This is a genomic window from Paenibacillus sp. TCA20 (assembly GCF_000732325.1).
Taxonomy (GTDB): domain Bacteria; phylum Bacillota; class Bacilli; order Paenibacillales; family Paenibacillaceae; genus Paenibacillus; species Paenibacillus urinalis.
The window spans coordinates 23,179-44,316 of sequence record NZ_BBIW01000010.1; the positions used below are offsets into that span (position 1 = coordinate 23,179).

Below are 21,138 nucleotides of genomic sequence, written 5' to 3' on the forward strand. Positions count from 1 at the left end.
TGCTATCTTCTTTTTGCTTGATCAATTAGATCAGGATAAAGCAATTGAAGCTGGCGATAGACTTCTTCAAATGTCTCTCGAATATCCCACTGTGCTTCTTCCGTTGTTCTCAGATTGATAAGGTGGTAAGCCTCCCACAAATCAAAGTGAGCCACAATGCGGCGGCGGTGAGTGTTTAAGACAACATATGGAGCTGTGTAGTCATGTCCTGCTGTGCTTAGTAACTTGTCATGAAGCGCTTCAGCTTTCTCTGCAAGATCAAAGAGCAATCCTTGCAAACCTGCTTCAACAATACGAGGCGGAATCGTAACGCCGTTATAAGGAGAAGGCTGGTTATAAATAAAGTCAGTCTTTCTGTTATGACGAAGCAGCTGATGCCAGTTAGCCTCAGACACAAGAAGTTCGAAGGCGAAGTCGATCCCACGGAAAGAATCCGGTGGCGTGTCATGCTTGCCGATTTCAAAAAGCATTTCTTTAATAATCTCAGTTGGATTAGTAATATTCTCTGCTCGACGCATAGCTTCCTCATAAGGAATGCCACTCTCTTGCACAATAGCTTCGGCAACAATTGTTTCTATCGCCTTTTTAGGCGAAGGTCCTTTGATTAATGTCGCCAGATTACTTACCTTGGTTGCACCAGGTTGATCAGCAAAACGATGCTTAATACGCTGCTTGCTGTTCACTTTATATTGAGAAGGTACAGCATGCTTTAGCAATGTTGGGAGAACTTTAGTGATCTCCGTTTTCAGATCGCCAGCAAGCTTAATAACCTCTGGATAGGAGCTTGTGTAGAGATTGGCGATGCCATCCCGCCAAGTACGTCCGTTTGCCGTCATGCCCAGCTGAGTATGCATAGCCAGTGGAAGTGCGTATCGCGCATCTTCAAATGCAAGCTTCATGAGATTAGCTTCATATTTTTCTTGCCATCCAAAAGATTGAGGAAAAATTTTGCCCTTATCTTTTTCGATAAGATGCTTAAATACGCCATCAATTAATTGCTCGAAAACATCGTAACATTCGTTCATAAAGTCTTGGAACTCTTGCCAAAGCGGGTTAGACACCATGTCTCTAGTAATCCCATTAGGATTAGGAATCGACTTGGGCACCGGATTGTACCAATCGCCTCTCTGAGGCTTCTGATAGCGCTGAGAATACTCAGTAATGGAATAGAAGGTGTTAGACAGTTCCAGCTCTGCAGAAGCCAGTCTGGACACTTTCTCAATGCCCACATGAGCATTGGCATGTTCCGCTACACTGCTGTGGCCATAAGACACAGTCCATTTCTCGTGGAAGTCTTGGGCTTTCTTTGAAAGCTTCTCGAAGGAATCCTTACCTTGATAATCGCTTGCATTGATGAGCCCATCTTGAATAGCTTTTAGTAAGTGTTCCTTGAATGACTTTGGTGATCGGCTCACCCAGGCAAACAAGACAGCTATAAACTCCTCTGTGAGATTCGTTACCGCATATACATTTCCATCCGGATTTGTCACAAATGGAGTAATATCCGGTAGTGCTGTCAGATCAAGTTCTTGCTCTTTAGCAACCGTCTGACTTTTTGTAGTGCGTCTAGTTCTTTTTTGTTCGGTCACGATCGGTCTCCTTCGCTTTTTTAATAAAAACTACATCCTTGTACATCATCATGAAACCAACACCCATCAATATACCGTTAATTATGTCTAAAACCGATTCTGCTGTTGATACTGCTCTCATGTTCCAGCCAAAGGCGGCAGTATACATAATATTTACTATAAACATTGTTGCAGCCAGAAGGGCTCCTCTATCTCGATGCCGCTCTGATCCAGGCTTCCGAGGCAAAACCTTCGAAAGCCCAATCAGAACACTTACAGAAAAAGATAAATAGACATAAGTCCAAAATATAGTGTCACTCATTAGTCTAGGCTGTTGAACACATCAGTGATGCCGCCACCATCGTAATACTCAGGTTTTTTGCCTTCATCAACCATTGTGCCATTTTGAGACAAATGAACTTCGATATCCTTGGTGATCTTCGTGCAATCTGCACCTTCACCATTCAAAACTTCAAATGCCACGCCGCCTTCTTTACCAATAGTAAACTTTACTTTTCTCTCTTGCATGTTGAATACCTCCGATTTAATGAATAGTTTTATTAATTAGGACCAAGTAGAAGCGACTAGCTCCAATTCTCCGGCATCGCTATGAGTGATGCTCTCGAAATCGACAGAGAAACCGTTAGATTCGCACATATCAATAACCATGTACTTGTCATGCAGCTGAGCTACTTGATTAGTGAATTGCTTTTCAGAGAAGCCAGTCATAAACCAGTCAGCTACGCATTCGAGTTTGGTTTTTCCGTCAACAGCGTTCTCTTGGAAGCCGATTGGCTGCAGCTTTCCGTTTGTATCGACAACAGCCAGAACTACATTGCGAGACTGCTTGTAGTAGTCAATGATTGTCGTGTTTTCTTTGTATCCAAGGCCCATTTCAGTAAGAGCCTTCTTAACGAACTCGACATTATTTACTTCACATTTGTAAGCTTGAAAGTGAGACATATTGATAATTCCTCCTAGGATATATTAAGTGCGCCCTAACCCCTCCGTCATGCGCTTGCCGTTGCGGCACCCAATTCGCGCCGTATGGTTCCCCAAAAACTCAAAGATTGTATTTCTTGGCTATTTTCCGAAGCAGCTCTGCCCTGACTTGCTGAGATGCAACAACATCCTTATGAACAGCCGCAGGCATCTCATTCAGCTCTTCTTCGGAATAATCTTTTTCAATCAGGAACGTAGCTGTAGTCACAAGGTTATCAAGTACTTTCATAAATGATTTATCTACATGAGCACAAATAACATTGTTGCTTAGTTCACTGTGTGATTTCTGCATATGCTGTTCGTACTCTTTCAATTCATTCAGTGCATATTCAATAGCTTTATCGATCGTTTTTCTTGGATCTATGTGGAGTGGCTTAGAAAGTTCCATTGCCTTTTTACGTTGTTCTTCACGATCATAGGGCATACATTCACATCCTTATTGAGAAAATTCAATGTCATTATTTCCAAAGACACGGAATGTTGCGCCAGATTTGGTTTCTTCCGTTTTTCCGCCGCTATGAAGGAAGTCATGCTCGGTGCTAGAAACACATACTGCAGAGTGTTTAGCCCATTCTCTCAGGTCATTAATAAGCTGAGGATTACGCTTCGCTAGTGGAACAATCTTGTTTGCTTGTTCTTCAAGATCAGATACAGTGATGTAATGCGTTTCACGTTGCTCTTTTCTAAAAGCAGCATAAGCACGGCGACCAGCCTCAGAAACTGCCTGTTCGATCTCGGCACCAGTGAAATCTTTCATCTTCTCGGCAAGGTTAAGAATATCTAGCTTATTAAGTGTGCTGGGATGTTCAAAGTCATCGTTCGTGATTGAATACCCGCGTTTCTTTAGATGGATAGCCAAAATCTCGGCACGCTCTTCCGTGTGTGGGAGACTAACAAACATAATTTCGTCAAACCGACCCGCACGAGTAAGCTCTGGTGGCAGCTTTGTAATATCATTCGCAGTAGCAATAACAAATACCGGTTTCTCTTTTTCAGAGAGCCAAGTCAAAATCTCTTGAACAACGCGGGATAGCGTACCAGAGTCTGATTTGTCTGAACTCGACATGCCCGACAAACCTTTCTCAAACTCATCCATCCAGAGAACGCAAGGCGATACTTGTTCAGACAGTTTTAGAGCACGAGATATATTTTTCTCGGACTGGCCAACTTTGGAATCCATGATGTCCGACATGTTCATCTTAAGCAGCGGAAGATTCCATTGATGAGCAATAGATTTAGCCGCCAAGGATTTACCAGTACCCGGCACGCCAGCAAGGACTACACCACGTACCGGATCAACATTATACTGCTGCGCATCAGGATGGAATGCGTAGTAGGCATCTTCCGTCCACTCTTTAAAACGATCCATCGCGCCTACATTATCCATATCGCCAAGCTTCGTGATGTATTCGAGCAAGCCTGTCTTTCTGATAACTTGCTCTTTTTCAGCTACAATCTCTGCAAGGACGATCGCCTTATGTTTAGAGGTTGTCTTGCGCAGAATATTTGAAATCTCATGCTCGGTCATGCCAACTAAGGCATGGATAATTGCTTCATACTCTCGACCTTTAGGTGTGGGAAGGTCTTTGCTCTCCAAAAACTTGATGTTGCCATCCAGCAGAAACTTAACACGATCCCGATCAGGTAAATCAAAGTTAATTAGCGTTATAAGCTTTTCAAGTTCCAGTGGGATAGATGCTTCGGGAGAAGTTAAGATAATTGGTTTATAAAATTCAGTTTTCGATTCGAGATAATCCCGTAATTTACGCTTTGCTTGAGCATTGGTCCAAATATCATGAAAATCACGAATTACATAAATGTTTTGCTCCCTGGCTTCAGCAATAATATCAAAAAGCTTCATAGGATTATCAGCCTTTGGTCCCTCGGCTGGTTTCCCGGTAATACCATCTACAAGACCAGAAGTAATTGACCAATAATACATGTTCGCATAACCTTTTTGCTGAGCAATATGTTGCAAATTTTCTATGAAGCGTTGCTCTTCAAAAGTTTTAACAAGAATAGCTCTGTGCCTGGAGTTGAGAAGCACAGTAAGTTGATCCACAGATGATTGTTGAATAGCAGTTGACATGAATTAGTCCTCCTCAAGACTAGATAAATTAAAATTCGATATCAGAAAAGATGCTTTGAACTTTCTCTTGCTCTGCTTTTTGCTTGCTTAATCTCAAAATGGCATGTCGATCGGAAGCAAAAGTATCCTTGTAGTCCGCATAGAAAGGATCATTGGATTCCACAGACTTAAGGTTGTTACGAGATTCTACAGCCTTTGCTATAAGATCCACCTCTGACAAGTCAACAATCTTATCAAGATAAAGAGAAGCTGCATTCAATTGCAATGAATGTGATGCAAGCTCTGAAGGGAAAGAAGTGGAACCTTGTGCGCTGGCGCTGAGAGTGTATAGCAACTTTTCATCAAGGTTATAAAAAATAAATTCATATCGTTCCAAATTAGATAGGATAGTTTTATCATTTCCGATAGGGAGCGTTAAATCATGGACAATATATCGATTTGATCCGCTGTCCTTAACTTCAATTTCCAAGGACTCAAAAATACCGATATCTTCGTTCTTTTCTCTGTCCCAAATAATGCCTAGTCCTCCAACGAATGCTTTATTGCCAATCTTGAAATACAGATTGCCAACTTGCTTTTGGCCCTCAATATGAAGATCAATCGCCTCACCGAGGGTGTTTCGGAATAAGTCTGTTTGCTCGATACGTTTGTTCTTGTTCTCAGTTTTATGCGCCAGATCAGACATTAGTTGCTCAAACTGCTCTCTAGAAGTTTTCGCTTTGATTTTAGTATCAGAAAGCTTAGCCACAAAATAAATATTCTCTTCATCATTAGGCTCAATTTCCAGAGAAAGATCCATCTTCTGGAGCCTCATTGTTTCGCAAGAGAATAAATAGTCAGGGTTCATAACAGTCTTGTTAACAATCGAATAGTCAATGTAATCCATTTCATTCGGATTATGAGGATTCGGAATTGGCATGTGAAGTACCTCCAATATTTCTTTGTAATGTTGTTGAATTGATAAAAGTCCAGATAGCTCTACAGCATAACTCATTAACAGCTGATCGCTTGGAATACGAAATGCTGCAGGCAGATTCTCTGCAAGCTCGGTATTATTTAATGCGATCGATTGAAGCGCCTTAAACGCGCTATTCGGATCAGATCGCGACACTGCCTCAGCATGCGCTTCAAGACCCGGAGTAATATCAACAGAACGATTGCCATCACTTAGTGTCACAAGTAATTCGGATAAGTCGAGATCATCACCCATTAAGCACCGCCCATTTTGGCCATTGCCTTATCACGCTTGCGATATAATTTTGAGCATGTTGAATCACAGAATGTTCTTCGTTGATCTTCGAGCCCATGACCGCAGCATTTGCAATGTTTCAGGCGAAGGTGCTCTTCCATCCATTCGTCTGCATGCAGAAAGATAAAAGAGTTTTCTTTCAGAGTCGCTTGCGTATCAAATACGCGCTGATTACTAGAGCCAACAAACATACCCTCGTTCATATACTTCTCAGTAGGAATACGATGCTTAGCTTGGTAATCTCCATCAACAAGCAGATCAATTACAGACATTAATTCTTTGATTTGATCAGGCGTAGCTATAGTAAAACGGTCTTGCTCATCGTTCCAATCTTCACTATAGGCAAGAAGCGTTTCTTTAACAGGTTCTTCATCTACATTTCGGATACGATAAGTGATGCCGTTTTTGAGCAAATTTTCGAGAACATAAGCAGTGTAAACCACAATATGAAATCTAGGATTCCTGCGTTTTAATTCGGTGCAGACTTTAATAAGATTCCGTGTTTGTAGAAGTGGCTCTCCCCCGCAGAAAGTAATCTGTAGATTCCATGCATCTCGCTCAAGCATGTATACCACTTCATCGACTTTCATATCTCTCCTTAGCCCTCCAAATTCCCATGTAGCTGGATTGAAGCAGCCTTCGCAAGGGTTAACTATTCCTCGTATACATCCTTTTAAAAACAGTTCCAAGCGCTTTCCTGGACCTGCTGTAGTTGCATCTTTGGTCACACCAATAAAACGCATTTCTTGACGTTTCATATCTACCTCATGAACGCCTGCCAAATGGCGTATGTAACTTGAGTTAATCATTACCTCACTCCTACAATTGTAATGCGTTACATTCAATATAAACTATAACATAGGGAAAAACAAGAAAAATCTGCAGTATTTCAAAGAAAAATGAATTATTGCATTAGAAGAAGCACGAATTTATGATCATGCGTCTTCTGATACGCTAATGCATTAAAAAAGGCGCCACCGTAAGGCAGCGCCACAACACTAATTCATTTTTACATATAAGGATTTATCTGCAGGCACATAGTTTACGCAGCCTGGAATCCATTCTTGAAATTGCTTAATCGTTTCGGCAACTTTCGCATCATGCTGATTTCTTACTTCTTTCTTCAGATCGGCATACTTAGATTGGATCGGCTTCTTGTCAGCAGCCTTCTTAATATCCTTTGTTTCGTCTGAATATTGCTGATCCAGATCGTCTAACTTTTTCTTACGATCTTCTTCTAGCTTTTCAATTGCCTCATCGAGCGTCTTTATGAAGTAATTTTTAATAGCTGTTTCATCCAGAACAGGAGCTTTTAAGAACTGCTCCTTCATGTTTTGCTTTTCAAGCATTTGAGTAAGCTCATCAATATCAGCAATCTCGATCTTGTGCTTAACGGTGCGCGTCCCAACGGTGGCCACATCAAGAGCAAGACTCTCGCCTCGATTTTTGACATAACTCTCAATCGTTTGATTGATCTGTTCGATCTGTTCATCTTTACGATTGATTCTTTGTTTCCATTCAGATGCTACTATATCTGCCATTTGCTTAGTCTTTTCTTTTTCCTGGAGCAAGTATTTTCGACGAATGATCATGCGACGAATATCCATGTCGTTCAGTTCACGAGTAACCCCGCCGTTCTCTTTAGCGGCTTCCAGCATTTCATCGACTGCATTCATGATATCATCATGCTCAAACATATAAGCTGAATCTAATAGTGTATTCATTATTAACATCCTTCCTGTGTTTTGATTTTATGATGTAATTAAAAAAGACTATCAAAAAGCCCCCGCCGGCGTTAGTCGGCCTGCGCTGCATTAAGTTGATCCTGAAGATGACGCAAATTCTGATTCAGTATTTGAATCGTCTGAATATATGCAAGCATACGATCATATGTCATAACGACATAATCGGTATTTTGACCTTTGAATGTGAACGGAAGGAAGTAGAAGTCACGATTCATTAGTCGCGCTTCTTCTTCCAGCTTATCAAGCCACTCTTTCTTGATCGTAATTTGCTTCTCTCCGGACTTGCTTAGCGTTCCACGCTCTTTAAATTCGGCCAGAGCAGCTGTAAGATCCTCTTCGGTAATCATGTCTCCTAGAGAGTGATACAGAGCGCCTGATGCGAACTGACGACGCGCTACGTCTTTTGCTTGTCTTATCGCCTGGTTGTATTTCTTCGTACCGCGCTCTTCAAATGCCATTCCTTCTTTATCGCTCTTTTTGGCACCGGAGCGCTGCCCAAGCCGCCGTACTTCTTTCTTAGGACGAAACATGTTGTAGTTGAAACATCGGCGGCAGGACTTGTCCACGTTTTCACACTCAGAGGCGTGCTCACATTCAGACATATTGCTCCTCCTTGCATATATCAAAATAGCGGACTGGAGGACCAGACCGCTTTCTTTTCGAGTCTACATTGCTGAGGCCAGTTCATTTTTAAGCAGCGCATTGTTTGTAATCTTTGCGCCCATCTTGCCTTCAAGAGCTCTAACTGTAGATTGCATTGAGTAATAATTGCTTAAGATATTGTCTTGAAGCTCATAAAGATTTACGGCTTCAAAAGGATATCCAGTTACTGGAAACGCCCTGGCATGTTGGATTCCGCCAGCTTTCCTTGCAGCGTCATTCGGACCGGCATACAAATCTTTCAAAACACTTTCGAGCAGACTATCCATAATATCTTTTAATTTACGGATTCTGCCGAAGTCATAGACCGCTCTTGTGTTAAGTTCATCCAGTCTGACGTTAAAATCAAGCAGTGTCTCTGCTGTATTTTCAGACGGTACCCTTAAGTTTTTTGTTTCCTGTTCATACTCAAAGGTTAAACGATTCCATGCCATGAAATTTTCACGCAATATGATGTCGATAATAGCCAAATGTAATCACTCCTAACTACATTACCATAATACATATTGAGTAGGCTGAAACTCTCCCATTTCATCACGAACACTCTGATCAATAGGGATCGGGTTCGTGAAACGGCAAATAGCTTCGACAAAGCAAAGAGCACCATTATCATCATAGACCGGGCTCAGCTTAACTGTATAAGACTCTCCCGTGTTGCCGCGACTGATAAAGTCTACTGTTTCCCCGTTCCATGCGCGGAAATAGCAATCCCGCACATGTTCCAGGTTATCTAAAGGCATAAACTCTTTTGAAAGCTCCCTGCCAAGGAATTGATGCGAAGTCACTCCAACTCTGCAACAAAATTCGCAGTCCACTTCAACATGTAATAACTTACCTTTGACCATAGCGATGCGGTAATATGATTCATCCAAACAAGGTCTCTCATAATTATCCAGCATCATAGAAAGGTTATCGCAAAATTCATCCTCAATCCGCTCCTTCACTAAACCGCTAAAGGATGGATTGCTTGAAAATTGAACCATTAATTGCTCCTTAAAATTCTCAATCGTGCTGCTTTTTCCGCTCATAACGGCACTTGCAACCCATCTTGCAAAAGTATCGGATGTGCGATTTGATTTGGTCAAAAGATTAAGCATGTGGACGTGTTCCCCCTCGAACTTAGTGTGTCTTTACGAGATAGGCTCGAACGCCATCACCAATGTCCGTGATTCCTACGAATTGACCGTCATTAAACGGATTCACTCCATCTGTGTTGATTTGTTTCAACTCATTCTGCAGCGAAGCTAATGATTCGTTCAAAGCGCGGATCTCCTCATTCTTTGCATCGAGCTGAACATACAGCTGCTTCTTCTCCGTTTTCAACTGATGAATCTCCTTATCACGATTCACTAGAAGCTTTTCAAACCGCTGTAAATGACTGTTCAATTTGTCAGCCAGATTGAGTATTTCAGACACTTGTTCTTCTTCATTAGGCAAGCCTAAGAAGACATACTCGTGTGGTGTCGTGCTATCAGGCGACTGTCTAATATCAATTATGCCTTCAGCTTTCAAACGATTAACCGCGCGTGAAATCGTTGCGGTGCTAATGGCAGAACCTTTTTTGCTTTTGGAACTTGCGCCGCCCACGGAATGAACTTTTCGGACAGAGATGCGATCCTTAAACATTTCGCTAATGCTTTCAGCCATTTGAATCATAGATTCTTGTACGGATCCCTGTTCTTCTGTTTTAAGCTTTATATACTCATAAACTAACATTTCATTCTTCGTCAGGCGACTTTCCAGATAATTTTCAGACACGACTTCATCCTCCTCGCAATTTTGCATCGCCTTTTGGCACAAAGCAACGCAATACAATTTCACTTGTTACGATAAAGTATAACACGTTACAAAGTGAAAAGATATAATGCGTTACATTTTTGCAACGGCTATCTCGCGAAAGAGGCATTTTACTCTGTATACCTAGGGATTTTGCGCGATACAAAGGAAAAAGCAAGGTTAAAAAAAGGCTGGACAGTATCCCGAAAGAAAGGAGTAAACTGACCAGCCTCAACTGAACATTTATTTTCAGTTAATTGCTATCTTAAGTTCGAGTGACCGACTTAGAGCCGGTCACTCTTTCTTGTGCTATTAATTTTTCAATGTCCATATTCATATTCAAAATAAAAACAGAGAATCCGCCTTCTGTATTAAGTTTCAGATAAGAGTCTGTAACTTCAAGATCTGAGTGAATCGAAGCAAGTGTGACGCTAATCATAGGGAGAAGAATTTTTTTATAGTCTTCAATCATGGCATGCGTTACATTTGATATTTCAAGATGCTTGTACATTAGCTTTTCTAACTGCGTCATTTCTAGCCTGCAACGAATTACAATCATGGAATCTATAATGCGAACTCTGCATTCTGTAGGACCCCGCCCAATGACTTTCTTTCCGATTCTGGCGGATTCCATAGCAAGATTCTTCTCTAGCTGTCTTATTTCCATTGCTAAAACCACGCTTCTGCTCGATCCCGCAAGAATCCTCTTGTTTCCTGCGATTATCGATTACTTTTTTGATTATAAATACTTTGTCGTATAGTGTCAACGAAATATTGGAAATTCCATGAAAAATTTATAACGAGGCTTACTTTCTTTCCCAAATATGAAAGTTGTGTATCGCGGCGTCCAATTCAACATCGTAAATGCCTCGTATTTTAGCGATAGCCCTGATCTCATCCACATTGTAGATGCGATAACTATGGCGTGGACTGTTTTTAATAGAACGTCTAGCTCTGGGAATTAGATTTCTTTCCTCCCAGTACTTGATCGTATCCTTATGAACGCCAAGGATCTTGGCTGCTTCGTTGATAGTGTAGTCCTTGCTCATGCTGTCCTCATCCCCTGTAAAACATTTAAAATATAGTTAAACTGCCCCCGAAGCGTGTCTAAAACAATCGCCTCTTCTGCATCAGCAAATGAATATGTTGCTAATGCATGTGTATATGGCGCTATCTGAACATACTGACCAAACTGAGGTTGTTGCATAATTGTACTAGAAATCTTGTATCCTAAACAAACTATAATAGAGGGGCGAACTGTTAAAATCTCACCGGTAAGATGATGGGCACATTTGGCGGAGTCTTGGGACTCTGAGCATTTTGTAAGGGAAGTTAAATAGACGTCTTTAAGATCAATACCCATTTCAACCAATAATTTACCAAGTTTTCCGCCTCGCTTGCCATCATACAAAACATCGTCGGGAGTCTCCCCGACGATCATAATTGAAGCATCAAAATTGTTGAGAGGCAGCGGCTTGGTAAGTTTAGCAAACGGACATAATCTGCAGTTTTGTATATCTTGACGCAACATGTCATGAGATTGTTGCAGCATACACTCCTGCGGCATATCATTAAGCAATTCATTATAGTAAACTGGTTTTTCGGCCGCTGCCATATCAACCACTCCTTATTTAGAGTAATACTTCTTCTTCAGTTGCGCCTTCCAAATCATCGGGCTCCTCATCTGAATCAGATTCATCTACAAAAACAGTATCGCTTGGAATATTTCCAAGAACAAGATTATTTGTATATTCATACAGTGCTGGGCTAACTCTTAAAGCTTGAAGCAATTGCTCTTTCCCTTGCCACTTGAGTTCATTACCAGATCCATCTGTGAAAGGATTCTTTGAATCATCAGGGTCGGCACCATAAAAATAATAAGCTCCTTTACGATGAATGATATCTAAATCACAAGCGACATCCATAATATTCTTCACACGATCAACGCCACCGACCCAATAGTAATCATACTCAGCGGTTGTAAACGGAACGGCGACCTTATTCTTCTTGAAATGAAGAGTAGTTGCCAGGCCAACCTCAGATCCGCCTTTTTCGATCTTTGTAGCTTTTACTTCGATACGCATTGATGCATAAAATCTAAGAGCAAGACCGCCAGGAGTTGTATTTACTACTGCTCCTTTTAAGCCTGGCTTTTGACGAAGTTGATTAATAAAAATAAAAGTAGTTCCCGTTTTTTGAGCAGGACCTTTCAATTTACGCAGCCCTTTTCCTAACATTCGAGCTTGAAGTCCGATCGGATTATACTCCATATCATTTTCAACTTCTGCAAGAGGCACCAACGCTGCTGCTGAATCGACTATTACAAGACCGAACTGCTCAGATAAGCACATAGCCTCCATTAGATCAAAGGCTCCTTCCCCTGTCTCTGGTTGGTTGATCAACATCCCATTTGCCGAAGTGTCTACGCCCAAGTTAGAGACATGATAAGGGTCTAAAGCATGTTCAGCATCTATAAACCCTACCTTCTTTCCGAAGAAGGGTCCTGGAAGCTTTGCTAACTCCTGAAATTTTCCTGCAAGCATTAAGCACAAACTTGTTTTACCGGATGACTCTGGACCGTAAATCTCGATTATACGACCAGAAGGAACCCCTCCAATGCCTGTTGCAAAATCGAATGCCGGTATACCAGAAGGAATAGGAGTAACTTGAGTGCGCTCATTTCCTTCAAGTGTAAAGAAAGTGCCTTCGCCAAAGCGCTTATTAAAATCGGCTTGGATTGCTTTATTATCCATCATAACCGGATTTTTAGGCTTAGCCGATTCTTTCTCATCGTTTTTTTTAGCCTTCGTTGTTGCTGCCATGATTGTACACTCCTTTATAGTTGACGATAAAATCATCAACCCCTACTTTTATCTTGTGCAGGTCGCCAATAGCGGCGCGGAGTGTTGCAATCAAATGTTCGTCTCCAGCCGCTACGGCTGACTCTAATTCTGTTGTTAACGCTCGGCCTCGGGCCTGAAGCGTTCTGGAAAAGAACTGTGCAGAAATCACCTGGGCATGATCCGGAATATCCTTATCATCTTTGATCATGTTGTGAATCTTGGTTAAAGATTCTTCATACATGCGCCCTTTCGCTCCCTGCACGTTCATCCCCTTATCCCGATAGAATGAGAAGATGCCGTGCAGGAAGCGTGAAATGGCTTCTGCAGGTTTATGCTGAGACATAATGCATCACCTGCTTAAAAGGATTAGCGTTGCGGTGCGCCGAATGGTGGTTGGAAATTACCTTGTGGCGGCTGGTTTTGAGGCATGCCTCCTTGTTGTGGGGCGCCAAATCCTGCAGGTTGTTGCTGACCAAATCCATTTTGTTGCTGGTTAAATCCTTGTTGATTACCCCAAGCAGGAGCGCCTTGTTGAGGCTGTTGCGGTTGCTGTTGGAACCCACCTTGCTGAGGCTGTTGCTGTTGGAAGCCTCCAGCTTGTTGCTGGCCAAACCCTTGTTGCGGCTGTTGCTGATAACCCTGTTGCTGGAATCCTCCGCCTTGTTGCTGTTGTTGACCAAAGCCGCCTTGTTGTTGATTAGATCCATTACCAGATTGATTGTTATTGCTAGAACCCAGACCTTGGATTTTGCTAACTTTGATGGTCGGAAACATACGGCCATCTGTGTTTTTCTTCAGCATTGGAATACCTTTGATGAAGAGTTGGCGACCCTTATAGCAGTGTTCCATCAGAAATTTAAAGTTACCGTCACGGTCGCCGTTCGCCCAAACTTCAAGATTCCAATAATCCGGTTCAGATTGACCTTGGTGATTAACAGCTACACTTGCATTAGCAACTTTAGAATCTCCAACAGCTCTTGCATAAGCATGTACGCGATCGCCGTTTTGATTGTTTGGATCCTTTACAGTAGCCAAATTAACGATGAGCTCGATTTCTGCGTGGGAAGGCATGCTGTTCCCCTGATTGTTATTTCCTTGTTGACCTTGACCATTATTTTGATAGTTAGACATGTGAAAGTCCTCCTCAAGAGTAATTTAATTTATAATTTCAAAAAGCCTATGGAGCGTTAGCGACCTAATACGAAAGCTTGTAGAGAATACGTTTTTCCTCATGAACAATAGAAGTTAAAGTAAGTATGTGATCTGAATTATCGCTAAAATGTGCAGCGAAGCGATCACCAATTTCTATATCTCGTTCAACAGGATACATGAAGTGCTGTTCGGTGCCGTCTGGCAAAACAAACACATTTCTCATACCAGTAGCTCCATATCATAGGCAACAACTGAAAACTCTTTTTTAGGCAGCTTATCGATTACGTTTAAAATTCCGTCAATACACAGGTAGCTGCCAACTTCGATGATATCTTTGAAATTCTGATATACATCATCAGCGATAATCACTCGGATCTCACCTATGTAGTCGTCAATAACAAATGATCGAATCGAAGATTCATTATCGAAAATAGGTAATAAAGGCGTCAAACTGACAGAAGTAATTTTGCCAGCAATCTTAACTTCACTGAGGTACTCACCGTCTTTTAATTGTTCAGAAAAATGCGTAACCACAGACTGTATCTTATTAATTGTTGCCATGCAATCTCACCTGCTCGTTGTATGTTTTCCATGCTTCGTCAAGCAGATCATTCAATTCATCTTCGCGAATGATTCCTCGTTTAATGAGAACGTTGAGTAATACATTGCTGATTACATAAGAAGATTGAAGCAGATCTTCTCTTCTAAGAGATACGAAAGGTTTCTCTTCTCTTGATGCAGGTATAAGATTGTCAAACAAATCACCCTGTCCATCTATAGGCATGTTAGTTCCTCCTCGGGCAGATCGCCCTCTCCTCATAATTTGCAGTGATTATAATTTCTCTGGTGTAGAGATAATCCTCACCTTGACTTCGTGCTTTCCGTATCTAGTACGGTCAGAAGCATCGGGCACATAGATATCAATTTTGTGGCCTTTAATAGCCCCACCAGTATCGTCAGCGCGCCGCTTCTCTACTCTGCCGTCTGGATACATGACTTCGACCCACGATCCAATTGGGATCAATCTCGGGTCTACTGCAATCGTAACACCAGCCTCTACTTTCCGACCGGAGAATGTCACTCCATAAGCCGGATGGCCGGGTCCCTTACCTGTAGATGCCTCGTTTGCATCATAGTACGTGGCAATGTAAGACGAACCGGTGCCTTCATCCCAATTCAGTTGCCTGGTCTGGGAATTAGCACTTTGCTTTGCTTGTTCTTTTTCGCTCGAAAGCTTCTCAATTTTCTGAGTGAACAAACGATTTTGCACTTCCAGCTGCTCCTTGAACTGCTCATTTTCTTCTGCTCTTTTTTCCTTAACGGTATTGAGCTGATAGGCCAATTCATTGTTCTGCTTTTTCAAAATTTCCTGATCGTTCAGCACCTCCTGCTGAGTGTCGATCAGAAGCTTCTGGTTAGCTACAGTCTGGTTTAAGTCATGTATCGTGTTTCTCTTTTCTTGCAAGCTACTATCCGCTCTTTGAACGCTAGTAACAAGTGCGGCAGCAAGTAGGACATTAATGACGCCCATCGTATAAAAATTACGATGTTTCATTCTGTTTCCACCTCGCTTTGTTCGGTTGTCGTAAGATATCATAGCATTATACCCCATGTTTTGCAATGCATTACAAAATAAAAGTACTACATATAATGTAATGCGTTACAATATAGGCGATAATCTTGGAGATATTAGGTTGTGATATTAGAATAGGTCAAAAATGCTCTGTTATACGAATTAATATTACAGATTTAAACAAGATCCTCCACTTGCTGAAGGCTTGAGGACTTTGTGTGTTTTGTTGTCACCCAAACTTTCTTAGAAAAAGTCAAGAATGACCAAAAATAAAGCGGAATATTAGATAGGCTAATTAGGTTTAAATAGAAGTAAGCCTTAAAGGTATTCACCTTATGTTTTGCATCCTTTAATGAGATATGGATATACATAAAATTAGAAAGAAGCATAAATGTGTAAACCCACATAGGAATAATCGTATCGTATAAAGTGTGGCCAAAAACCAAAGCTATATAGAAAAATGAAGACATGATAAAAGCGGCAGCAATTCTTCCTGGATTAAGCAGATAAAGAACGCTGTCAAATGCAGATAGGTCTCCCTTTATGAATGCTCTTTTAAGCAGGGGGGCAGTATATTTAAAGCATACATCCCAATGCCCTCTCGACCAGCGAAGACGCTGAATACAGCTGTCTTTAAAGCCAGTAGGCTTCTCGTCGTATACTTTAGCATGGTGGCACCACGTTGTTTTCACGCCTCTAAGGAGAGCCTGCATTGTAAATTCTAGGTCTTCAGTCAAGCTCTTAGCTGTCCAGCCTACTTCACGAAATACGTTCATCTCTACACAGAATCCAGTGCCGCCGATCACGTTACTGAGTCCAAGACGTGATTTGGCCAATTGCCATGATCTGTTCATTACACGAAAGCTTGTATCGAATGCGATCGTTACAAAGTTGTCTGTAGGATTTTTCGTGTCTATGTAGCATTGAACGATTTTCTCTCCAGCACAAAGGTGATTGTTCATTTGTTCAAGATAATTTCTCGAAACAAGATTGTCTGCATCAAATACACAGATTGCATCATACTGATTCAGATCGACTGTTTCAATCGCATAACGAATAGCATAGGGCTTTCCTTTTTTCTCCCCTGGGAGATAAAAATGCTCAAGGACCATTACATCCTTGGATCTACCTATCTCTGCTGTGTTGTCTTGACAGTTGTCAGCAATTAAGCAGATATCATATAGATGATCAGGATAGTCTATTTGCTTAAGATTTTCCAAGATGTCAGATATGACAGCCGCCTCGTTATTCGCAGGAATTAGAAGCAAAAATCGGTTTTCAGGCGCATGATTCGCTAACTTCTTTGCTTTGCCGAAGCCGAATAGACCAATGACAAACCAATAGCTTAACCAAAGGAAAATGACAATCTGCATCACTTCGAAAAAAGTCTTCAATGAACTAACCTCCGTTGTTATAAGAATTGAGAAATAAAAAAGCCGGCAGCCCTCAAAATGAGAGCCACCGGCTTTTATTGTGTATTATGCTGTAACTAAACGGACATTTTCTGCTAAAGCGAATTGTCCTGCAGTAATATATTCAGAGCGTGTTGATAATAGTCTTGCGTTGAAATTTGTTACATGACTGATAAGAGTGCGTGAGCCTAATATGTTATTTAGATAGCCAGCCATAACGAGAGCTGCCATTTCATTTGTCATCATGCGCTGCGGTTGATTAGCCACAATATCCCCGCAGGACTCTGTAGGGAGCTTTGATTCCGTATCTGTTAAGATATCTTCATATAGATCTCCAACCGGCTGTAGCACTACTTTTCCGCTTAATTTAAGACCGCAAACAATCTGTCCAGAATATCCTGAAGCTGGATCATCTTCATCGTAAGGATCAATTCCACTATCAATGTAGATAATATCGCCTGTGCAGCTATGAAAGTATTCATGCATGATCTTGCGTGTTGCATGATTATCAACACAGCCGATAAGAATCTTTACCCGATGACCCCCAATGCTAAATGCTTCTTCAATACTTTGAATAGATTCAATGTACTCATCCTTATAATGAATCGGAAAGTCATAAACATTCCCATAACGATCAGCTAACACTTGAGACTTTACAAAACCAATATCTTCTTCGATGCATGGTTGCCGCAGGAGATTCTTCTCTTCAAATCGATCCCCATCAATAAGCGTATAAGTAAAGCGAAAAACTGGATTCGTCTGCAGGAAAGATTTAAGCATTTTTGAAAGACGCTGGGTTAAATATCCTCCATTACCTCCGACGCCAATCTGAACAATAGAAAATCCTGATAAAGAATCAGCTACATTGATTTCCTTGATCATAATATAATCACCCCTTTTTCGGTGCTTTGGTTACATTTGGAATGATATATTTCTGCTCCTTATCAATCATCATTTCAGTGCGGTCTTTAGAAAATTGAGGATACTCCATTTCCAAGTACTGTCGCACTTTTTCCAATGTTAATCCGTCTTCTGGAACGGGAATGCGCTTATCGTAAACGAGACATACCCAATTCGTATCATATTTGACAGGATCAGTCGGTGATGGCTTTGTAGCATTGACTTTAGGCTTTGAAGATTTTGATTTTGGAGTTGCTGCAGCAATAGGCTCACCAAAGAGATCATACTCAACATTAGCGTCTTTGCTTTCTGCCTCGTCTTCTGGTTCTTCTGGCTCCACTGATTTCATCATATAATCGAGCTGCTTTTGTTTTTCTAATTCCTCATTGTTTTCTTGCTCTTGAATAAAATCCATGATAATTCCTCCTAGTTGTTATTAATAAATAATCTAGACCAATCACCAAATGTCGTATTCATTGGTGTTAGGATATCGTAATCAAATGGCTTGTTTTTAAACATGTCAAAGACATTATACAAGGTGTCTTTAATTTTGTTGGTTTCTCCGGAAAAATAAATATGATCATTATTAGGCACTTCACGCCATTGATAAGGGAATGTCTGCAACTGCACAAGATCATGAACCAACTCATTAGTCCAGTAGCAGAGCTTTCCACTATCGTAAACATTAGAATAAGGGAATCGGTATAGCTCAGACGTGTCTCTAAGGCTTAAGTCTTTATAAGCTGCAACATATGCCGATATGAGTGTTTTACCAGCAACAGCAAAAGCAAAAACCATTTTTGGATATGGTATCGATTCGAAACTAAAATCATGATATTTAACATCATGGGTAGTTTCTTCTACTGTAATAAATAAATAGTTTGTTCCTTTTTCAGATTGAGCATATTTGGCTGTGTTTTGTGGAAGCGCAGGAGAAGTAAGAACCACTCTATCAGATGTAAATTCTTTCCCTCCTGTTGATGATTGAAGCATATCAATAATTTGATCCGCATAAACATATTTCGTCGTTTTAACTCCATTATCTTCAATAATTAAAAGCGGCATCTTTTCAGGATGAAGCTCGATCTTGACTGACATTTCCATTGCCTCCTTCTGTTAAATATGGCTTTATTTCTTTAAGTAAGTTCATAAAATTTATAGCACCCAACCCCACACCAACAAAATAATAATATTTAATATGCAATATATCTTCTTGTTCGATTTCCCACGAGGCATCAAAATCAAAACCTGAAATATCATCAAGAATATCTTCAAACTTCTTTTTGATGGGAGCTAGTATTTTTAATTCTGTTTCTGTTAAATCTTCACGAAAATAAAACTCGATTCTCGCAATTGTATCTTCATGATCATCATCGGAATAGCCAAATACTGCTCCGTAGGGAAATATAAGATCGTGAAGAGTTAGGCGAAATAATGTTTGAACTAATCCATCACCAGGCTGAGTTGTTAAGTTATTAAATTCCGATGAAGTTTCAAAATTATTAATCCTTCGAATTTTCAAGAGTGCAAGAATATCTAATTGATTAAGCCAATAATCACGTTCTTCAGCTCCGAACAAAGGGGTAACTTCGTGCATGGATCACACCTCTATTAAAAAAATTTTACTGGTTGTCGAACTCGCTGCATCTTTTTTAGCTCAAATATAAATTCGCGCATATATACATGTTGATAAATACTGTCTCTCAGCATATTGGGAGTATACTCCTCCCCATCTTCAAGGGTGGCAGTATAATTAATCTCTTCGAATAGTCGTTTAATGCCTTCAAAGCTAATGTTATCAAGCTGCTCATCAGATACTGAGTTGTTATTAAAAATGACATTTGCAACTTTCAATTCTTCTTCTTGATACTGGATATTATTGCTATTAATTGACTGAGTAGATAATGCGATTTCTAGTACACTACTATAATTAAAAAATTGTTCTTTAGGCATTAGATCAACCCCCTGTTTTTTGCTTCTTCAATCATCAATAAATAAGTTTTGGATTTGCGAAGATATTCAGCAATAACATCCATCCTTATATTTTTAGCTTTATTGCGCCTGTATTTTTTACTCATAATTTGAGAAGCAAGCTCGCGAAGATCAATATCCTGCACTCTTCTTTCAGTTAGGCGAATACAATTTAAAAGATGACTATCTGTCATATTGGCAGGCCGAATAACTAACCCCTTTTCTGTAGTCCAGAAGCCAATGAAATCCCCATTTTTAGCCTTCTGCAAATTGATTGAAGCCTGAAACTCACCGGGGTCTCGATAATGATAGGCTGTCATTAATTCCATGAATGTTCACCCCAATAAACATTAATTTCAAAAGAGATAATTTTTATGTGTTGAATATAGATTCGTATCGTTGCTGATCGTGGTACTTCTTCATCAAGTTATTAAGATCAAGCTGGGCTTCAATTTCTAAAAGCAAATCATTGTCATGACAACTTGATCTCGAATATGATCCTCCACTGTAATTAATATAAGAAATGTCTGGGTTCTGATACTCACCTTTCAAATCACTTGAGCTGGAATTTATCCAAGAACTAAAATTTACTTTGAACTTCGGCTTATATGTATAGAATTTGCCGATGCCAAGAGGCGATTTTGTAATCCGCCCGAACCTTTTTTCACATATGGTATCAATAGGTTCTCCCCAGGTAGATGAGACCCATAAATGACCTCGATCCCCAAAATTCTTAAATATATGAGTTAATCGGTGCTTATGGATAACCTTTGGCCATATATGTTTGCGAACATAGCTAGTCTTCTCAAATTTAATAACTTCACGGACAATTATCTTTCTAGCCTGCTGCTTAGTAACACCACTTGTTTTGCAAAGCACATGCACTTGGCCATGCTGATTAAACTGTAGATGCAGGTCATAAAGAGAGCGCCAGACTCTACGCTTCTGGCGCTTATCATAGTAGTGAACCCGCTTATGATCAAGACGACCGGTGTAATTATACAAGTTATAAAAAGTATCGGGCTCGACCTTAAAGCTATAGTTTCCATCAGGAATAAATTCTTCACCCCAATAATCTGACCTGCCCATTGCTTCTAAGTGAATCAATTGGTGAGCGAAGTAAACCTTCTCTTTTTCAGGCCCATATAAATATGGGACCTTCTTTACAACAACCGGCATTCCTTTCATAAAGATTCCT

General features: G+C 40.6%; 30 protein-coding genes. All 30 read right to left on the bottom strand.

Features of this window, described 5'->3' with window-relative positions; genetic code table 11:
• Positions 1-2 precede the first annotated feature (2 nt).
• The 30 genes from TCA2_RS17990 to TCA2_RS18140 all read right to left on the bottom strand — a co-directional run bounded on the left by TCA2_RS17990 (position 3) and on the right by TCA2_RS18140 (position 21,128).
• Positions 3-1,589: an FAD-dependent thymidylate synthase gene (locus tag TCA2_RS17990; protein ID WP_047913004.1), complete on the bottom strand. Its 1,587-nt coding sequence runs from the start codon at positions 1,587-1,589 to the stop codon at positions 3-5.
• Positions 1,590-1,889: 300 nt separating this feature from the next.
• The gene (locus tag TCA2_RS18000) at positions 1,890-2,096 is read right to left on the bottom strand and encodes a DUF2997 domain-containing protein (protein WP_047913006.1); all 207 of its coding nucleotides are present in this window, start codon (positions 2,094-2,096) and stop codon (positions 1,890-1,892) included.
• Positions 2,097-2,132: 36 nt separating this feature from the next.
• Positions 2,133-2,531 carry a DUF1257 domain-containing protein gene (locus tag TCA2_RS18005; protein WP_047913007.1) on the bottom strand — a complete coding sequence of 133 codons (399 nt, stop codon included), beginning with the start codon at positions 2,529-2,531 and terminating at the stop codon, positions 2,133-2,135.
• Positions 2,532-2,631: 100 nt separating this feature from the next.
• Positions 2,632-2,994: a hypothetical protein gene (locus TCA2_RS18010; protein ID WP_047913008.1), complete on the bottom strand. Its 363-nt coding sequence runs from the start codon at positions 2,992-2,994 to the stop codon at positions 2,632-2,634.
• A gap of 12 nt (positions 2,995-3,006) precedes the next feature.
• Positions 3,007-4,659 carry an AAA family ATPase gene (locus TCA2_RS18015; RefSeq protein ID WP_052512162.1) on the bottom strand — a complete coding sequence of 551 codons (1,653 nt, stop codon included), beginning with the start codon at positions 4,657-4,659 and terminating at the stop codon, positions 3,007-3,009.
• A gap of 28 nt (positions 4,660-4,687) precedes the next feature.
• Positions 4,688-5,869: a hypothetical protein gene (locus tag TCA2_RS18020; protein ID WP_047913009.1), complete on the bottom strand. Its 1,182-nt coding sequence runs from the start codon at positions 5,867-5,869 to the stop codon at positions 4,688-4,690.
• Positions 5,869-6,717 (bottom strand): 4Fe-4S cluster-binding domain-containing protein, encoded by an 849-nt coding sequence (locus tag TCA2_RS18025; RefSeq protein WP_047913010.1) that lies wholly within the window; start codon positions 6,715-6,717, stop codon positions 5,869-5,871. Before TCA2_RS18025 ends, TCA2_RS18020 begins: the two co-directional genes overlap by 1 nt.
• A gap of 189 nt (positions 6,718-6,906) precedes the next feature.
• Positions 6,907-7,632: a hypothetical protein gene (locus TCA2_RS18030; RefSeq protein ID WP_047913011.1), complete on the bottom strand. Its 726-nt coding sequence runs from the start codon at positions 7,630-7,632 to the stop codon at positions 6,907-6,909.
• A gap of 71 nt (positions 7,633-7,703) precedes the next feature.
• Complete coding sequence (locus tag TCA2_RS18035) at positions 7,704-8,255, bottom strand: hypothetical protein (RefSeq protein ID WP_047913012.1); 552 nt, start codon at positions 8,253-8,255, stop codon at positions 7,704-7,706.
• Between the two features lie 63 nt (positions 8,256-8,318).
• Entirely contained in the window at positions 8,319-8,783 is a 465-nt protein-coding gene (locus tag TCA2_RS18040) for a hypothetical protein (protein WP_047913013.1), read from the bottom strand.
• A gap of 21 nt (positions 8,784-8,804) precedes the next feature.
• A complete protein-coding gene (locus tag TCA2_RS18045) occupies positions 8,805-9,410 on the bottom strand; it encodes a hypothetical protein (protein WP_047913014.1) in 606 nt (201 codons plus the stop codon).
• A gap of 22 nt (positions 9,411-9,432) precedes the next feature.
• Positions 9,433-10,071 (bottom strand): hypothetical protein, encoded by a 639-nt coding sequence (locus TCA2_RS18050; protein WP_047913015.1) that lies wholly within the window; start codon positions 10,069-10,071, stop codon positions 9,433-9,435.
• A 283-nt stretch (positions 10,072-10,354) separates the two neighbouring features.
• Positions 10,355-10,756, bottom strand: coding sequence for a Na-translocating system protein MpsC family protein (locus TCA2_RS18055; RefSeq protein ID WP_047913016.1), 402 nt, complete (start codon positions 10,754-10,756; stop codon positions 10,355-10,357).
• Between the two features lie 139 nt (positions 10,757-10,895).
• Entirely contained in the window at positions 10,896-11,138 is a 243-nt protein-coding gene (locus TCA2_RS18060) for a MerR family transcriptional regulator (RefSeq protein ID WP_047913017.1), read from the bottom strand.
• On the bottom strand, positions 11,135-11,704 hold the full coding sequence (locus TCA2_RS18065; RefSeq protein WP_047913018.1) for a uracil-DNA glycosylase family protein: 570 nt from the start codon (positions 11,702-11,704) through the stop codon (positions 11,135-11,137). Before TCA2_RS18065 ends, TCA2_RS18060 begins: the two co-directional genes overlap by 4 nt.
• Before the next feature lie 16 nt (positions 11,705-11,720).
• A complete protein-coding gene (locus tag TCA2_RS18070) occupies positions 11,721-12,911 on the bottom strand; it encodes a hypothetical protein (RefSeq protein WP_052512164.1) in 1,191 nt (396 codons plus the stop codon).
• Positions 12,889-13,275: a hypothetical protein gene (locus TCA2_RS18075; protein ID WP_047913019.1), complete on the bottom strand. Its 387-nt coding sequence runs from the start codon at positions 13,273-13,275 to the stop codon at positions 12,889-12,891. The genes TCA2_RS18070 and TCA2_RS18075 overlap by 23 nt, the downstream gene beginning before the upstream one ends.
• Before the next feature lie 23 nt (positions 13,276-13,298).
• Positions 13,299-14,063: a hypothetical protein gene (locus tag TCA2_RS26990; RefSeq protein ID WP_052512166.1), complete on the bottom strand. Its 765-nt coding sequence runs from the start codon at positions 14,061-14,063 to the stop codon at positions 13,299-13,301.
• A 64-nt stretch (positions 14,064-14,127) separates the two neighbouring features.
• Positions 14,128-14,307 carry a hypothetical protein gene (locus tag TCA2_RS18085; protein WP_047913020.1) on the bottom strand — a complete coding sequence of 60 codons (180 nt, stop codon included), beginning with the start codon at positions 14,305-14,307 and terminating at the stop codon, positions 14,128-14,130.
• Positions 14,304-14,645 (bottom strand): OB-fold nucleic acid binding domain-containing protein, encoded by a 342-nt coding sequence (locus TCA2_RS18090; RefSeq protein ID WP_047913021.1) that lies wholly within the window; start codon positions 14,643-14,645, stop codon positions 14,304-14,306. The genes TCA2_RS18085 and TCA2_RS18090 overlap by 4 nt, the downstream gene beginning before the upstream one ends.
• Positions 14,632-14,868: a hypothetical protein gene (locus TCA2_RS18095; protein WP_047913022.1), complete on the bottom strand. Its 237-nt coding sequence runs from the start codon at positions 14,866-14,868 to the stop codon at positions 14,632-14,634. Before TCA2_RS18095 ends, TCA2_RS18090 begins: the two co-directional genes overlap by 14 nt.
• Before the next feature lie 48 nt (positions 14,869-14,916).
• Complete coding sequence (locus TCA2_RS26290; protein WP_052512168.1) at positions 14,917-15,639, bottom strand: 3D domain-containing protein; 723 nt, start codon at positions 15,637-15,639, stop codon at positions 14,917-14,919.
• A gap of 194 nt (positions 15,640-15,833) precedes the next feature.
• Positions 15,834-17,051 (bottom strand): glycosyltransferase family 2 protein, encoded by a 1,218-nt coding sequence (locus TCA2_RS18105; RefSeq protein WP_052512170.1) that lies wholly within the window; start codon positions 17,049-17,051, stop codon positions 15,834-15,836.
• An 84-nt stretch (positions 17,052-17,135) separates the two neighbouring features.
• Positions 17,136-17,951, bottom strand: a complete 816-nt coding sequence (locus TCA2_RS18110) for a ThiF family adenylyltransferase (protein ID WP_047913023.1) — start codon at positions 17,949-17,951, stop codon at positions 17,136-17,138.
• A gap of 7 nt (positions 17,952-17,958) precedes the next feature.
• Positions 17,959-18,384: a hypothetical protein gene (locus TCA2_RS18115; RefSeq protein WP_047913024.1), complete on the bottom strand. Its 426-nt coding sequence runs from the start codon at positions 18,382-18,384 to the stop codon at positions 17,959-17,961.
• Positions 18,385-18,395: 11 nt separating this feature from the next.
• The gene (locus tag TCA2_RS18120; RefSeq protein ID WP_047913025.1) at positions 18,396-19,067 is read right to left on the bottom strand and encodes a hypothetical protein; all 672 of its coding nucleotides are present in this window, start codon (positions 19,065-19,067) and stop codon (positions 18,396-18,398) included.
• Positions 19,039-19,566, bottom strand: a complete 528-nt coding sequence (locus TCA2_RS18125) for a hypothetical protein (protein ID WP_047913026.1) — start codon at positions 19,564-19,566, stop codon at positions 19,039-19,041. The genes TCA2_RS18120 and TCA2_RS18125 overlap by 29 nt, the downstream gene beginning before the upstream one ends.
• A gap of 14 nt (positions 19,567-19,580) precedes the next feature.
• The gene (locus tag TCA2_RS18130; protein ID WP_047913027.1) at positions 19,581-19,922 is read right to left on the bottom strand and encodes a hypothetical protein; all 342 of its coding nucleotides are present in this window, start codon (positions 19,920-19,922) and stop codon (positions 19,581-19,583) included.
• Positions 19,922-20,269: a hypothetical protein gene (locus TCA2_RS18135; RefSeq protein WP_047913028.1), complete on the bottom strand. Its 348-nt coding sequence runs from the start codon at positions 20,267-20,269 to the stop codon at positions 19,922-19,924. Before TCA2_RS18135 ends, TCA2_RS18130 begins: the two co-directional genes overlap by 1 nt.
• Positions 20,270-20,312: 43 nt before the next feature.
• Entirely contained in the window at positions 20,313-21,128 is an 816-nt protein-coding gene (locus TCA2_RS18140) for a hypothetical protein (protein ID WP_047913029.1), read from the bottom strand.
• Positions 21,129-21,138 lie beyond the last annotated feature (10 nt).